A 14329-nucleotide genomic window follows, 5' to 3' on the forward strand; every position below is an offset into this window, starting at 1 on the left:
TGGCGCACGCGGGCCAGCACCAAGACCGGCTCCGACTGGTTCCCTCCCGAATGGCCGTAACGCTGCGGAGGAACATGGCCTGCTCGTATTCGGTGAGCTGGAGCAAACCATCACCAAACCAGACAGAAACGGGGCCCTGACCGCTTCCCCGGGCTACCCGACCCTGGCGCAATGCGCGACGAGGCGCGCATTGCGGACAGCCGAACTGAGATAAGATCCGCCGAATTTGTTTCGTCACCGATTGGGCGGCTGGGCCGTCGGGACCGCGTCAGAAGGCCGGGATCACTGATGGGCGCCAAGAACGTTCTCGTAGGAGTCGGCGTTGTCGCGGCGGTCGTAGCCATTGCGGCGTGTGGCTATAAGCCCGGCCCTGTCAGTCACGCAGACGCAGAAGGCTGCGCCGGCAATTCGGTGCAGGTCCCTGACATGGTGGGGTCAAGCCTGACGGAGGCAAACACGGCCCTGCAAGCCGCCAAGCTCACGATGGGGAACGAGACCGACGCGACCGGGCAGGGCCGGCATGTCCTTGACCGGAATAACTGGCGGATCGTAGCCCAAACGCCTGATGCTGGCGCTTGCGTCGACCTGTATGCAAACGGCTATGCGGGCCGGCAGGTGAGCTTCCGTGTGGTGAAGTACACCGACCCGGTAGCCCTGGATGGCACGACGCTGACCATGCCGAACTACATCGGGAAGGACCTGAAGTCAGCGAAGGCCGACGTCACGCTGATGGTGTCGTACAAGAACGGAATCGAAACCACGGACCTTTACGGCCACCCGAGTGACCGCGATCGGGTGGTCAGCACTTCGCCGGCAGCCGGCGAGCCGGTCACTGGCACGGTCAAGTTCCACGTCGTGGACCCAGAGGTTTGGGACTTCTTCCAGGGCAACCCGACGATGCCGGACCTGACCGGCGAGAAATGGAACTACGGGATTAGCTTTCCCGCTGGGCCGTTCGAGGAGGCGACCGAGCACACCCCGCCAGACGGGTACTACTGGGGTGATCACGTCGTGACCCGCACCGCCCCAGCGGCGGGCCAGCCCCTCGTGATCGGCCAAAAGATCATCGTCTACACCGACGTGAAGGCCGAGGGGCGGATCACCACCGGTAGTTCTGGCAGTGGCGCCCTTCAGGGCGTGACTCCGGGTGCCTTCTGCAAGAAGAAGGACAAGGGCGAGTACGGATACTCGGCTACCGGAAAGCGCTATGTCTGCACAACGTCCGGTGCTGGCTCGGACCAGCCAAAGTGGATGCCGGCCCCCTGATACGAAAGTCCGGGATCGTCATCGATGACTTGCGGAGACAATCGAATACCGTACGGCGGCCACTGGGGCGCAGCGTAGCCGCTGAGGAGTGGCTGGCCGAGGTCGACACCGGGTTCGCGCCGGGTGCGCAGCTCACGTCGGTGATCGCCTCTCCTGCCCGCACGCACTGGATTCCGCCCTGGGCGGCAGGGCGGGCCGTCTCAGGGCTTGTCGTGCTCAATGCCCTGCGCTCTGGCCGCCGTCGACGTGCAGGATCTCCCCGGTGACGAACGAGGCGTTCTCGAGGTAGACGACCGCTTGGACGACGTCGTCGATCTCGCCCAACCGGCCCATCGGGTGCAGCGCGGCCAGGGCCTCGTACTCCTCGGGTGGGTGCATCGGCGTGCGGATGTTGCCGAGCGCGACGGTGTTGACCCGGATGCCGCGGGTCGCGTACTCGATCGCCAGCGCCTTGGTGACCGCGTTCAGCCCGCCTTTGGTCAGCGAGGCGAGCGCCGAGGGTACCTGCGAGTTGGCGTGGTCGACCAGGCTGGTGGAGATGTTGATCAGGTGACCGCCGCCGTCCCGGGAGAGCATCGCGGCGACGGCGCTGCGGGAGACCTCGAAGAAGCCGCGCAGGTTGACCCCGGCCACGGTGTCGTAGTCTTCGCCGGTGTAGTCGGTGAACGGCTTGGCGATGAAGACTCCGGCGTTGTTGACCAGCGTGTCGATGCGGCCGAACCGTCCCAGCGCGGCGTCGACGATCTGGGCGCCGACGCCCGGCTCGGCCACGTCGCCGCGGATGGTCAGCACCTCGGGATCGGCGGACTCGCCGATGGAACGGGCGGTCGCGACGACCGCGTAGCCGAGTTCCCGGTAGGCGGTGACCAGGGCGGCGCCGATGCCCTGCGAGGCGCCCGTGATGATGGCGACCTTCTGCGCGGTGTTCACCATTGGGTGGTCGCTTTCTTCCGTCTGATCGGAATGCGGAAGCAGAAACACGGCTGCCAGCGTCATATACCACCTACAACCGGCAGGAAACCGGGGCGTCGTGGGTTGGGACAGCCGAACCCCGAGGCCGACACTGCCGGCTGGAAGAAGCTGTTCGCCGCGTTGCGCGAGCCCACCTGGCTGCTGGTCACCTCGGCCACCGCCGCGGCGGCCGGCGGCGCGACACCGTCCCTGCCGGGCCTGGCGCGCGACTGCCCGGTCGACAGACCCGCCGCCGACACCCTCGGTCTGGGCGACGACGGGTGGGTACTGGTGCGACCCGACGGCTACACTGCCGCCCGCGGGCACGGCCAGGACCAGCTCGACCGCGCCTACCGGCGCCTGCCGCTTTGAGCGGGGCGGCGACGGTCAGCGGCAGCGTCGCCGGGGGCGGGGTGTAACGCCTTGGGGAGCTGTGCCGCCGGTTGGTGCCGTGGAACCTGTGTTCATGGACCGCAGCGGCCGGCGGCGGCGGCTCATCACCGCGCTCGGCGCGGGGCTCGGCGTGCTGCTGTTCGCCGGCGTGGGCCTGCTCGTCGCCGGGCTGCTGGGTTCCTCGCCGATTCCGGTGCCCGGCCTGCCGGACAGCGGGCGCGGCGCATTGCAGCAGCGTGACGCCGGCGGCGGCCTCGCGCCGGCACCGGCCCCGGCCGCGTCCGGGCCGCCGGCCACGCGGCGGCCGAGAACGTCCGCGGGCGCGGCCACGCCATCCCCGGCCGCGACCACCGCGAAACCGGGCAACCGCCCGACGACGCACCCTGGCAACCCCAAATCGAGCCGGACGAAGTAGCCGTGGCCGCCCACAAGGCCCGGCGCGAACCTCGGGCCCACTGGATCCTCCTGCTGCTCGCCCTCGTCGTGCTGCTGGCCGAGCTGTGCCTGGACGGCTACGCCGCCCGGCCGGGCGGGGAGGGACACGCCGCGGCCGCGCCGGCGTCCGGGCCGGCCTTCGCCGGCACCGCCGGGCCGGTCATCGTGGCCTCGCCGGACGGCGGCATGCGCGAGGCCGGGATGTCGCCCGGGAGCATCGCGCTGACGTTCGACGACGGCCCGGACCCGCGATGGACGCCCCAGCTGCTCGACCTGCTGCGCCAGTACCACGCCCACGCCACGTTCTTCGTCGTCGGCGCGCAGGTCAACCGCTACCCGGAGCTGGTGCGCCGGATGGTGGACGAGGGCCACGAGGTCGGCGTGCACACCTTCACCCACCCCGACCTCGCCGCCCAGCCGGCGTGGCGGCAGCGCCTCGAACTGACCATGACCGCGAACGCGATCGCGGCGGCGACCGGGCGCACCGCGCGCCTCATGCGCCCGCCCTACTCCTCGACGCCGGACGCGCTCGACGCCGCCGAGACCGCGGTCCTGCGCACGGCCGCGGGCGAGGGGTACCTCGCCGTCCTGGCCGACCGGGACACCCGGGACTGGGAGCGCCCGGGCGCGGACGCGATCGTGCGGGCCGCGCTCACGGGGCCGGCGGGCGCCGGGGCCGTCATCATGCTGCACGACGGCGGAGGCGACCGCTCACAGACCGTCGAGGCCACCCGGCGGATCCTGGCCGGCTTGCAGGGCGCCCGGTTCGTCACCGTGCCGGCCGGTCTCGGCCTGCCGGAGGCCGCGGCCGCCGGGCGGGGCGCGGTCGTCAGCGGGCTCGCGCTGCGGTGGAGCCAGACGATCGGTCACCTGCTCGCTGTCGCGGTCCGGTGGATCGTGATCGTCGCCACGGTGCTGGCCCTGGCGCGGCTCGTCGTGCAGGTCACGGCCGCCCGGCGGCACGCCCGCCGCGCCCGCCGGTCCGCGCGGCCGGGGCAGTACCTCGGCCTGGTGTCGGTCGTCGTCCCCGCGTACAACGAGGCCGCGAACATCGCCCAGACGGTCCGCTCGCTGGCCGGCAGCGACTATCCCGACGTGGAGATCATCGTCGTCGACGACGGCTCGACGGACGCGACCTCCGGCATCGTCCAGCGGCTGCGGCTGCAGGTGCCGGTGCTGTCGCTGATCCGGCAGGCCAACGCCGGCAAGCCGGCCGCGCTCAACACCGGCATCGCGGCGGCCAGCGGTGACCTGCTGGTGCTCGTCGACGGCGACACGGTCTTCGAGCCGGACGCGATCGGGCGGCTCGTGCAGCCCTTCGCCGAGCCGGCGGTCGGCGCGGTGAGCGGCAACACCAAGGTCGCCAACCGGGACGGCCTGCTCGGCCGCTGGCAGCACCTGGAGTACGTGGTCGGCTTCAACCTCGACCGGCGCCTGTTCGACCTCGGCGAGTGCATGCCGACCATCCCCGGGGCGATCGGCGCCTTCCGGCGGCAGGCGCTGCGCGACGCCGGCGGGGTGCCCACCGGCACGCTGGCCGAGGACACCGACCTGACCATGGCGGTGCTGCGCGCCGGTTGGCGCGCGGTCTACGCCGAGAAGGCGGTGGCCTGGACGGAGGCGCCGAGCTCGCCGCGGCAGTGGTGGCGGCAGCGGTACCGCTGGTGCTACGGCACCATGCAGGCCGCCTGGAAGCACCGGGCCGCGGTCCTCGAGCCGGGCGGCGCCGGGCGCCTCGGCCGGCGGGGGCTGCTCTACCTGGTGCTCTTCCAGATGCTGCTGCCGCTGACCGCGCCGCTGATCGACGTGTACGCGCTGTACGGGGTGCTGTTCCTGCCGGTCGCCCAGGTCGCCGCCGTGTGGTGCGGGTTCACCGCGCTGCAGATGGCCACGACCGCGTACGCGCTGCACCTGGACGGAGAGGGGGTCGGGGCCGTATGGGTCGTACCACTGCAACAGGCCGTCTACCGCTACTTGCTCTATCTTGTCGTTGTGCAAGCAACGGTGGCGGCCATGCTCGGCGGGCGGCAGCGCTGGCGGCCCATGACTCGCTCGGGGCTGGCGGCCGCGCGTCGATGACGGCTTCAATGCGACGTGTGGCCGACGAGGACTTGGCGGAGGCGCTCGCCGCGGCGATCGAGGGCGACGCGGCGGCGTTCGCCGTGCTGTGGCGTGCCCTGCATCCGTACGTGCTTCGGTACCTGCGGGTGGTGTGCGGTGACGCCGCCGAGGACGTCGCCTCCGAGACCTGGCTGCAGGTCTCGCGGGACCTCTCGCGGTTCCGGGGTACGGCGACGGCGTTCCGGGTCTGGCTCTTCCGCATAGCCCGCAACCGCGGCATCGACGAGAACCGGCGCGCCTGGCGCCGGCACGAGGAGCCGCACGAGGCCATCGACCAGCTGGCCGCGTCGGCCGTCGCGCCCGACGCCGCGGCCGAGGTGGTGGCGCTCGCCGACACCGACCGGGCCGTCGGGCTGATCGCCACCCTGCCGCGCGAGCAGGCGGAGGCCGTCATGTTGCGGGTCGTCGCCGGTCTCGACGTCGCCGGCACCGCCAAGGTGCTCGGCAAGCGCTCCGGCGCGGTGCGGGTGGCCACGATGCGCGGGTTACGCCGGCTGGCCGAGCATCCACAGGTTCGCGACTATCGCAACGCCGCCGAGGACGGTCCAGATGCATCCTGAGGAACTGCCGGACGGCCGGCTGGGCGAGCTCCTGCGGGCCGCCGCCGCGCCCGGCCGGCCACACGAACTGGCCGGGGAGGACGCGGCCGTCGCCGGCTTCCGCCGGGAGTACCGGCCCGTGAACCGGCGCCGCCGCCGGGCCGTCGCGTTGGCCCTCGCCGCGCTCGCCGCGGTGTCGGCCGGGGGGACCGCCTACGCGGCCGGGACCGGCCACCTGCCCGAACCGGTCCGGGCCTGGATCGGCGAGGACGACCGGCCGAGCGCGAAGCCGGCGGACCAGCGTCCGTCGGGGCGGCCGCGCGCCTCGGCGACGGCCGGGCCGTCGCCGTCCGTCTCGGCGTCCTTCGTACCGGCCGAGGCCTGCCAGCGGTTCCTGGCCTTCCGGGCGGACCCGCACGCCCGCCCCGTCACCGCCGAGGAACGTCAGGAGCTGGCCCGGCTGGCGGGCGGCCAGCCGGCGATCGAGGAGTACTGCCGGCGGCTGCTCGGCGTCGGCCCCAGTGGTTCCGCCGCGGCACCCACCCCAGGCAATGGCAACGGCAACAAGGGCGACGGCAGCAACGGCAGCGACAGCAAGAGCAACAGCGGCAACGGCAACGGCGCCAACAACGGCAGCGGCAACGGTAAGCAGCCAAGTCATCCCGCTCACCCGTCGCACCCCTGACGTCTGTAACGCCAGGGACCCCTCCGCCGCTGCATCGACATGCGACGAAGTCTCATGCTGATCGGGGCGGTCGTGGTGGCCGCCCTCGCCCCGGCGACACCGGCGGCCGCGGCCGGCACCTCCGCCGCCGCCACCGTCTTCGCCCCCAACCCCGTGCAGGCGCTCGGCCGCCAGGACCTGACCGACGCCAAGGACGCCGACCTGCCGGCGTTCGCCGCCGCGTACCGGCGGGTGACGCTCACCGACCTCGACGGCTCCGGCCGTCTGGCCGGGCGCTACGTCGTCGTGAAGAGCTCCACCGGCCGGGCCGCCGCGCTCGTCGACGGCGCCTTCCCGGCCTGGCACCGCGACGCCGACCAGTTCGAGCAGGTCATGGGGTACTACTGGGTCACCACCGCCCAGCACTACCTGCAGCACCTCGGCTTCGGCTCCACGCTGCGGCCGGTGAACCAGCGCCAGATCGAGCTGCGCATCGACCAGTACGGCGGCGACAACTCCTTCTTCCGCGAGGACAAGGCCAACATCAGCCTCGGCAAGGGCGGCGTCGACGACGCCGAGGACGCCGAGGTCATCGTGCACGAGTACGGCCACTCGGTGCAGGACGGCCAGGTCCCGGGCTTCGGCACCACCCCCGAGTCCGGCGCCATCGGCGAGGCCTTCGGCGACTACCTCGCGGTGGCGGTCTCCAGCTGGGCGACCGGCGTGCCCACGCTGACCCCGGAGGCCTGCGTCGCCGACTGGGACTCCACGGCGTACACCACCACCGTCCCGCACTGCCTGCGCCGCCTCGACGGCGACAAGCACTACCCCGCGGACGTCGTCGGCGAGGTCCACGCCGACGGCGAGATCTGGTCCCGGGCGCTCTGGGACATCCGCACCGGGCTCGGCGACGCCCGGGCGACGACCCTGATCGTCGAGGCCCAGTTCGCGTTCACCCCGGACGTGTCGTTCGCGGCCGCGGCCCAGGCCACCGTCGACGCCGCCCAGCGCCTCTACGGCCCGGCCGCCGCGCGGACCACCCGCGCCGCGTTCGCCGCCCGGGGCATTCTGTAGCGCACCGCGGCCGGAAGCGCCACCGGTGACGCTTCCGGCCGCGGGTTGTTGACAGCCGGCGGACCCGCTTGTTCCATGGATGCTGATGTCCAACGGGGCCGGCGTCAGCCTGTGGCGCAGCAGGGATTTCCAGATCTTCCTCGCCAGTCAGACACTGTCGGCGCTGGGCGACTCGTTCTCGTTCGTGGCGATTCCGCTGCTGGTCCTGCAGGCCACCGGCTCGCTGGTGCAGATGGGCGTGGTGACCGGCCTGGTCGGCGTCTCGTCCGTCGTCACCGGGGTGTTCGCCGGCTACATCGCCGACCGGGCCAACCGGCGGGCCCTGCTCATCGGCTGTGACGTGGCGCGCTGCGTGCTCTACGGCATCGTGCCGCTGGCGTGGTTGATCTCGCCGCAGGTCTGGCTGATCTACGCGGTCGTCCCGCTGGCCGGCGCGTTCGCCATGCAGTTCCAGGTCACCTACGTGACCGTGGTGCCGGCCCTCGTACCGCCCGAGCAGATCACGCGGGCCAACGGGCACCTCTACTCGAGCTATGCGGTGGCCAGCGTCGGCGGCCCCATGCTCGCCGGCATCCTGTCCGCCACGCTCGGCCCCTCGGCCGCCGTGGCGGTCGACGCCGCGACCTTCGCCGCCTCCGCCGCCGGCCTGCTGCTGATCCGCATCCGGCCCGCCGCCACGGCCACGGCCGCCGAGCCGGTCGCCTCCGGGCGCCGCGCGCTGCGCGAGGACTTCCTGGCCGGCGTCACGTTCCTGTGGCGGCATCCGGTGCTGCGCTCGCTGACCGTGCTGCTGTCGCTGCTGCTGTTCATCACCACCGGCCTGACCGACCTGATCATCTATTACCTCAAGCACGATCTCGGCCGCTCCGACAGCATCGTCGGCTACGTGCTGGCCGCGGCGACGCTGGGCTCGCTGCTCGCGGCCAGCACCGTCGCCCCGTTCCGCAACTGGCTGGGCTTCGGCGCCTGCTGGATCGGCTCGTGGGCGCTGTGCGGCGTGGCCATCGCCGCGCTCGGCCTGACCACCAGCGTGATCGCCGTCGGCGCGCTCGCCACCGTGCAGCTGCTGGCCACCGGCTGGGCCGGCATCTGCTCGATGTCGTTGCGTCAGGAGATCACCCCGGGCCATCTGCTCGGCCGGGTCACGTCCGCGTTCTGGACCCTGCACAACTCGCTCGGCCCGATCGGCGCGGCCGCGCTCACTTGGGCGGCCGCCCGCTACGGCGTGACGGCCACCTGCGCGGTCGGCGGCGCCGCCTGCGTGGCCATCGCGCTTGCGGCGCTGGCCACCCCGATCCGGCAGCGGCGCCCGGAGACCCTCCGGGAAGCCGGTGAGCTCGCGTGAGGCCCTCCGCGCGGTAGCATCCGCGCTGATGTTTCCGACCGTCCGCGAGGTGCTCGACCTGGAGCCGGTGCGCAACGGCGCGCCGAGGGTCGTGGCGGGCGAGCGCGGCCTCGACGCGGCGGTGCGCTGGGTGCACAGCTCCGAGGTGCCGGACATCGCCACCCTGCTGCGCGGCGGTGAGCTGGTCCTCACGACCGGCATCGGCCTGCCGCCGGACGACGCCGGCCTGCGCCGGTACATCGCCGACCTGGCCGAGGTGGGCGCCTGCGGCCTGGCGGTGGAGCTGGGCCGCCGCTACGCCCGCCGCCTGCCCGACGCGATGGTCCGCATCGCCGCCGACCTGGGCCTCCCGCTGGTCGAGCTGCACCGGGGCACCCCGTTCGTCGCCATCACCGAGGCCGTCCACTCGATGATCATCGACGCCCAGCTGGCCGAGCTGCGCGCCACCGAGGAGATCCACCAGCGCTTCACCGACCTGTCGGTCGAGGGCGCCGGCCCCGCCGAGGTCGTCGCTCAGGCGGCCGCGCTGGCGGGCGCCCCGGTGGTCCTCGAGAACCTGTCCCGGCAGGTCCTGGCCTACGACGCCGCGGGCGGCTCGGCCGAGCTGCTGCTGGCCAACTGGGAGTCGCACTCGCGGGTCATCCGGCCTGCGGGCCGTACCGCACACGATCCTGGCTCCGGGTGGCTGGTGACCACGGTCGGCGCCCGCGGCCAGGACTGGGGCCGCCTGCTCATGCGCGTGCCGTCGGCCGAGGCGCGGCACGTCATCCTCATCGAGCGGGCCGCCTCCACCCTGGCCCTGGGCCGCCTGATCGACCCCGACCCGGAGGGCCCCCAGCGCACGCTCCTCACCGCCCTGCTCAACCACACCATGCCGGTCGAGGAGGTGGCGCTTCGCTCCCGGGCGCTCGGCGTGGTCCTGGAGCGCCGCCACCTCGTCGGCCTGGTCCTGCGCCCCGCCGTGGCCGCCGCGGCCGAGCGGGCGCTGTCCGAGCTCTCGGTCAAGGGCCTGGTCGGCACCCTGGACCCGCTGCGCGCCGGCGTCCTGCTGGCCCTGCGCGACAAGTCGGACGAACCCGAGGTGCTGCGGCAGTTCGCCGAGCGGCTCCAGCGCTCGGCCGGCGGCGAGCCGGTCGTCATCGCCGCCGGCGAGGGCGTCTCGTCCCCGCGCGAGGCCCGCCGCTCCCTGGTCGAGGCGGCCCAGGTGGCCGAGGCGGTCCGCCATCCGGTGAGCGGCGTGGTGCGCCTGACCGACGTGGGCCTGGCCGGGCTGCTGCACATGCTGCGCGACGAGCCCCGGCTGCAGACGTTCGTGGAGCGCGAGCTGGGGCCGCTGCTGGCCTACGACGCCCACAACCCGCGTGAGCAACTCCTGGGCGTGCTGCGCGTCTACCTGGAGTGCGGGCGCAACAAGTCGGCCGCGGCCGAGCACAGCCACCTGTCGCGCCCGGCCTTCTACGAGCGGCTGGCCAAGATCCGCAAGATCCTGGGCGCCGACCTGGACTCGGTCCCCGCCTGCCTGTCCCTGCACGTCGCGCTGCTGGCCCTGGACGCCCTGCGCAGCTGAGGCACCGCGGCGGTCGCAGCCGCCGCACCAGCCCGTCGACCACGCTCGAGCGCGTTCGGCGCCACGAACAGCAGGCTCTCCGCCTCGGACCCGGCCGGCAGCGGCGAGCGGCCAGAACGTCGTTTCGCCCTCTTGAACCCGAGGAGTGCCGGCGTTTCGGCGAAAACACCACACGAGACCTAGATGCCGCCCGCCGGGGTATAAATCCGACATGTCGTGGCGCGGAGCGCCCGACATGTCGGACACGCCCGCGTCACTGCATCGAAATGTGCACGTGGTTGTAGTGGTCGCCGGCCGGGGTGCCGTCGCCGCCGTAGGACTTCCAGCCGCTACTGGGCTGCCAGATGCGTTTGTACCAGATCACGTACTTGACGCCGAGGTTCTTGGCGTTGGCCAGGGCCCAGGCGGCGAGGTTGTCCCCGTACGTCTTGTCGGCCCCCGTCGCCCTCGCGTTGACGAATGTCGATGCATTCGCCGAGAAGTCGCACGCCTTGCCGAGGGGATGGTCGCCCCCGCCGCCGTTGCGGTGACAGCTCGTGTAGTGCGTGAAGCCGGCCATGCGGGCCTGGTTGTAGAAGTTGAGCATCCGCGGGGAGATGCAGCCGCTCGTCGTCGGGTCGTCGATCGTGCAGCCCTCGGACGGGTAGGAGCCGTCCGAGTTGCGCGCCACCGAGTTGGTGGTGACCTTGCCGCCCGAGGGGGCGCCGCCGGACACGTCGGCGCCGCCGCCGGCCTTGCGCAGCGCGTCCTCGGCGGCCTTCTTGTTGGCTTCCATGATCTTGAGCTGGGCCTGCTGGTTGGCGACCGCGGCGTCGACGTCCTTGCGCTGCTGCTCCAGCTGCTTCTGGGCCTCGATGACCTCGTGCAGCTGGTCGTTCTCGCGCTGGACGAGGTACTCCACCGTGACCATGTTGTGCAGCATGTCATCGGGGTTCTCGGCGCCGACGATCACGTTGACCAGGCTGACCCGCCGGCCGCGGTAGGCGGCGTTGGCGATCGCGCCCGCGGCCGCCTGCAGCTCGCCCAGCTTGGCCTGGGTCTTGGTCATCTGGTCGCCGATCGCGGCCTGGTCGGCCACGGACTTGTCCAGCCGGCCTTTCGCGTCGTTGTACTCAGCCGTTGCCTTGTCCAGAGCCTGACGCACGGTGAGGTTCTGGCCGCCGTCCTCGTCGGCTCCGGGGGTCGGCTCCGCCATCGCGGCGTTACCGAACGTGGCCACCAACAGCAGTGCGGTGACCAGGAGCGTGAGGAGACGTCTGGGTGCCGTCAACATCGCGGGTCAGCATACCGAAGCGCCCGGAAAACGCCAGCGTGAGAATGTACGGCATGGACGACCTACTCACGCGCCATCGGCGGGTCATGCCCGCTTGGATGCCCCTGTACTACGAAGAGCCGATCGAGCTGGTCACGGGCAAGGGTGCCCGCGTCACGGACAGTAACGGAAAAACATATCTGGATTTCTTCGGCGGCGTCCTGACCAACTCGCTCGGCTACGACCTGCCGGAGGTCCGGGAGGCGATCGAGCGGCAGCTGCGCACCGGCGTCGTGCACACCTCCACGCTGTACCTGATCCGCAAGCAGGTGGAGCTGGCCGAGAAGATCGCGGAGCTGTCCGGCATCCCCGACGCCCGGGTCTTCTTCACCAACTCCGGCACCGAGGCCAACGAGGCGGCGCTGCAGGTCGCCACGAACCGGCGGGGCAGCAACAGCATCCTGGCCGTGCGCAACAGCTACCACGGCCGCACGGCGGCGACCATTGCGGTGACCGGTAACCGGGCGTGGTCGGCGTCGGCCTACAGCCCGTACAACGTCAGCTACCTGCACTCCGGGGACCGCCTGCGGGGGCTGCTGCGGGGCATGAGCGACGAGCGGTACCTCGAGGCGGCCGAGGAGGACCTGCGCGAGGTGCTCGCGACCACGACGGCCGGGCCGGTGGCCTGCCTGATCGCCGAGCCGATCCAGGGCGTCGGCGGCTTCACGCACGGCCCGGACAAGCTGATGGCCGTGTGGCAGCGGGTGCTCGACGAGCACGGCATCCTGCTCATCAGCGACGAGGTGCAGACCGGCTGGGGGCGCACCGGCGAGCACTTCTGGGGCTACCAGGCCCACGGCGTGACGCCGGACCTGCTGACGTTCGCCAAGGGCATCGGCAACGGCATCGCCCTGGCCGGCGTCGTCGGGCGGGCCGAGGTGCTGGAGTCGGTGCAGGGGATCTCGTTCTCGACCTTCGGCGGCAACCCGATCGCCACGGCGGCCGGCAACGCGGTGCTCGACTACATCGTGGAGCACGACCTGCAGGCCAACGCGGCCCGCACCGGGGCCATCCTGCTGGGCGGCCTGCGCGCGGTGCAGAGCCCGATCGTGGTCGAGGTGCGCGGCAAGGGGCTCATGATCGGCATCGAGCTGACGAGCGCGGCGGCGACCGCCGCAGTGTTCGAGTCGTGCAAGCGCGACGGCCTGCTGGTGGGCAAGGGCGGGCTGTACGGCACGACGATCCGGATGGGCCCGCCGCTGAACCTCACCGAGGACGAGGCGCGGGAAGGTTTGGAAATTCTGACCAGCGCTCTTGTCGAGCACGGAAGTGTTGCGAACTGAGAACGCGCAGGTCAACAGCTCGATCACGCCCACGGCCGAACCATCCCCAAGGGGGTTGGTTCGGCCGTTTCTCGTGAAAACCGGCGAACCGTACCGACCCTCCGCTTGTAACAAAACGGGCTAAATCTTGGCCGGCGGCTGCCGCGACCCCCGGTCGGGATGGTCTTCTTGGACGTCCGCAGGACGCGCCCGTCCCAAGATCAATATTGGGTCTGACCTGGGGTTTTAGCTCCCTTTAAGATCCACTTCTTAGGTAACAGTTTGAAAACTTCACCCAACTCCTTGACAAGAAGGGCCCCTCAGTAAGAACTTTTACCGCAACAGTTAAGGAACTTTGCTGAAAGGGAACGAGATGGCATCTCGCGAGGAGCTCACGACGGCGGTGCAGACCGCTGTCGGCGCCTCGCCGGTGTCCGCCGTTCCGGTCGCCGGGGCGGTGCCCGGCGACGGCTTCGCGATCGCCTCGGCCACGGCCGGGGAGAGCGTACTGGTGCGGGTCCGTGCCGGGCTGCCCGAACTCACCGGCGCCCTGCAGCGCGTCGCCGACCTGATCCTCGCCGACCCGGCCGCCGCGGCCCGCTCGACCATCGTCGAGCTCGCCGAGCGCAGCGGCACCTCGCCGGCCACCGTGACCCGCTTCTGCCGGGCGCTGGGCTTCGTCGGCTACGCCGAACTGCGGCTGGCCATCGCCGGCGAGACGGGCCGGGCGGCGCGCACGGGCGGCTGGACGATGGACATCGGGCGCGAGATCCAGCCGACCGACCCGCTGGAGCGGGTGCTCGGGCAGATCATGGCGGCCGATACCCAGGCCATGCACGACACGGCGGCCCTGCTGGACCTGACCGAGGTGGAGCGCGCCGCGGAGGCGATCGCGCGGGCCGACCGGGTCGACATCTACGGCGCCAGCGGCAGCGCGCTGGTCGGCGGGGAGATGCAGTTCTGCCTGCACCGCATCGGCATCGCCGCCTGGGCCTGGAACGACGTGCACAACGGCCTGGCCAGCGCCGCCCTGCTCAAGGCCGGCGACGTGGCCCTGGGCGTGTCGCACAGCGGCCAGACCCGGGAGACGATCGAGATGATCGCCGAGGCGAGCAGCCGGGGCGCGACGACGGTCGCGCTGACCAGCTTCCCGCGCTCGCCGCTGGCCGAGCTGGCCGACATCGTCCTGCTCACCGCGACGCAGGCGACGACGTTCCGGCCCGACGCCCTCTCGGCCCGCCACCCGCAGCTCGTGGTGCTCGACCTGCTGTACATCGCGGTCGCCCAGCGCACCCACGAGCGCGCTCACGCAGCGTTCTCCGTCACGGCCCAGGCGGTCGCCGGTCACCGGTCGGCCACCGGAAAGGAAGCGTCGTGACCACCCTCCAGGACGCTCGCGC

13 protein-coding genes are annotated in these 14329 nt (G+C 71.9%); 11 read left to right on the forward strand and 2 right to left on the reverse strand.

The annotated features are described in order from the left end of the window. Positions 1-171 precede the first annotated feature (171 nt). Positions 172-1266 carry a PASTA domain-containing protein gene (locus ABD352_RS22980; protein WP_344614504.1) on the forward strand — a complete coding sequence of 365 codons (1095 nt, stop codon included), beginning with the start codon at positions 172-174 and terminating at the stop codon, positions 1264-1266. Between the two features lie 216 nt (positions 1267-1482). Here the strand turns inward: ABD352_RS22980 and ABD352_RS22985 are convergent, their stop codons facing one another. Further along, complete coding sequence (locus ABD352_RS22985) at positions 1483-2199, reverse strand: SDR family NAD(P)-dependent oxidoreductase (RefSeq protein WP_344614505.1); 717 nt, start codon at positions 2197-2199, stop codon at positions 1483-1485. 102 nt (positions 2200-2301) lie between these two features. Between ABD352_RS22985 and ABD352_RS22990 the strand changes: the two genes are divergently transcribed. The 8 genes from ABD352_RS22990 (at position 2302) to ABD352_RS23025 (ending at position 10355) form a co-directional block, all read left to right on the forward strand. Next, on the forward strand, positions 2302-2589 hold the full coding sequence (locus ABD352_RS22990) for a hypothetical protein (RefSeq protein WP_344614506.1): 288 nt from the start codon (positions 2302-2304) through the stop codon (positions 2587-2589). 79 nt (positions 2590-2668) lie between these two features. Further along, a complete protein-coding gene (locus ABD352_RS22995; RefSeq protein ID WP_344614507.1) occupies positions 2669-3025 on the forward strand; it encodes a hypothetical protein in 357 nt (118 codons plus the stop codon). Positions 3026-3027: 2 nt separating this feature from the next. Beyond that, positions 3028-5124: a bifunctional polysaccharide deacetylase/glycosyltransferase family 2 protein gene (locus ABD352_RS23000; RefSeq protein ID WP_344614508.1), complete on the forward strand. Its 2097-nt coding sequence runs from the start codon at positions 3028-3030 to the stop codon at positions 5122-5124. A gap of 8 nt (positions 5125-5132) precedes the next feature. After that, entirely contained in the window at positions 5133-5726 is a 594-nt protein-coding gene (locus ABD352_RS23005) for an RNA polymerase sigma factor (protein ID WP_344614509.1), read from the forward strand. Beyond that, the gene (locus ABD352_RS23010; RefSeq protein WP_344614510.1) at positions 5716-6390 is read left to right on the forward strand and encodes a hypothetical protein; all 675 of its coding nucleotides are present in this window, start codon (positions 5716-5718) and stop codon (positions 6388-6390) included. Before ABD352_RS23005 ends, ABD352_RS23010 begins: the two co-directional genes overlap by 11 nt. Before the next feature lie 54 nt (positions 6391-6444). Further along, entirely contained in the window at positions 6445-7443 is a 999-nt protein-coding gene (locus ABD352_RS23015; protein WP_344614511.1) for a M4 family metallopeptidase, read from the forward strand. Positions 7444-7528: 85 nt separating this feature from the next. Then, positions 7529-8788 carry an MFS transporter gene (locus ABD352_RS23020; RefSeq protein ID WP_344614512.1) on the forward strand — a complete coding sequence of 420 codons (1260 nt, stop codon included), beginning with the start codon at positions 7529-7531 and terminating at the stop codon, positions 8786-8788. A 28-nt stretch (positions 8789-8816) separates the two neighbouring features. Further along, a complete protein-coding gene (locus ABD352_RS23025) occupies positions 8817-10355 on the forward strand; it encodes a PucR family transcriptional regulator (RefSeq protein ID WP_344614513.1) in 1539 nt (512 codons plus the stop codon). Between the two features lie 253 nt (positions 10356-10608). Here the strand turns inward: ABD352_RS23025 and ABD352_RS23030 are convergent, their stop codons facing one another. Continuing rightward, positions 10609-11628 (reverse strand): coiled-coil domain-containing protein, encoded by a 1020-nt coding sequence (locus ABD352_RS23030; RefSeq protein WP_344614514.1) that lies wholly within the window; start codon positions 11626-11628, stop codon positions 10609-10611. A gap of 53 nt (positions 11629-11681) precedes the next feature. Between ABD352_RS23030 and ABD352_RS23035 the strand changes: the two genes are divergently transcribed. Further along, positions 11682-12950 (forward strand): aspartate aminotransferase family protein, encoded by a 1269-nt coding sequence (locus ABD352_RS23035; protein ID WP_344614515.1) that lies wholly within the window; start codon positions 11682-11684, stop codon positions 12948-12950. A gap of 352 nt (positions 12951-13302) precedes the next feature. Beyond that, positions 13303-14307, forward strand: coding sequence for a MurR/RpiR family transcriptional regulator (locus ABD352_RS23040; RefSeq protein ID WP_344614516.1), 1005 nt, complete (start codon positions 13303-13305; stop codon positions 14305-14307). The last annotated feature ends 22 nt before the right edge of the window (positions 14308-14329 follow it).

The organism is Dactylosporangium salmoneum (assembly GCF_039532525.1).
Lineage (GTDB): Bacteria > Actinomycetota > Actinomycetes > Mycobacteriales > Micromonosporaceae > Dactylosporangium > Dactylosporangium salmoneum.

Excerpts from the sequence above, each read along its gene's own strand:
- ABD352_RS23020 (WP_344614512.1), top strand. The coding sequence starts at position 7,529 with ATGTCCAACGGGGCCGGCGTCAGCCTGTGGCGCAGCAGGGATTTCCAG.
- ABD352_RS22985 (WP_344614505.1), bottom strand. The coding sequence starts at position 2,199 with ATGGTGAACACCGCGCAGAAGGTCGCCATCATCACGGGCGCCTCGCAG.
- ABD352_RS23015 (WP_344614511.1), top strand. The coding sequence starts at position 6,445 with ATGCTGATCGGGGCGGTCGTGGTGGCCGCCCTCGCCCCGGCGACACCG.
- ABD352_RS23025 (WP_344614513.1), top strand. The coding sequence starts at position 8,817 with ATGTTTCCGACCGTCCGCGAGGTGCTCGACCTGGAGCCGGTGCGCAAC.
- ABD352_RS23040 (WP_344614516.1), top strand. The coding sequence starts at position 13,303 with ATGGCATCTCGCGAGGAGCTCACGACGGCGGTGCAGACCGCTGTCGGC.
- ABD352_RS23030 (WP_344614514.1), bottom strand. The coding sequence starts at position 11,628 with ATGTTGACGGCACCCAGACGTCTCCTCACGCTCCTGGTCACCGCACTG.
- ABD352_RS23035 (WP_344614515.1), top strand. The coding sequence starts at position 11,682 with ATGGACGACCTACTCACGCGCCATCGGCGGGTCATGCCCGCTTGGATG.
- ABD352_RS23005 (WP_344614509.1), top strand. The coding sequence starts at position 5,133 with ATGCGACGTGTGGCCGACGAGGACTTGGCGGAGGCGCTCGCCGCGGCG.
- ABD352_RS23010 (WP_344614510.1), top strand. The coding sequence starts at position 5,716 with ATGCATCCTGAGGAACTGCCGGACGGCCGGCTGGGCGAGCTCCTGCGG.
- ABD352_RS22980 (WP_344614504.1), top strand. The coding sequence starts at position 172 with ATGCGCGACGAGGCGCGCATTGCGGACAGCCGAACTGAGATAAGATCC.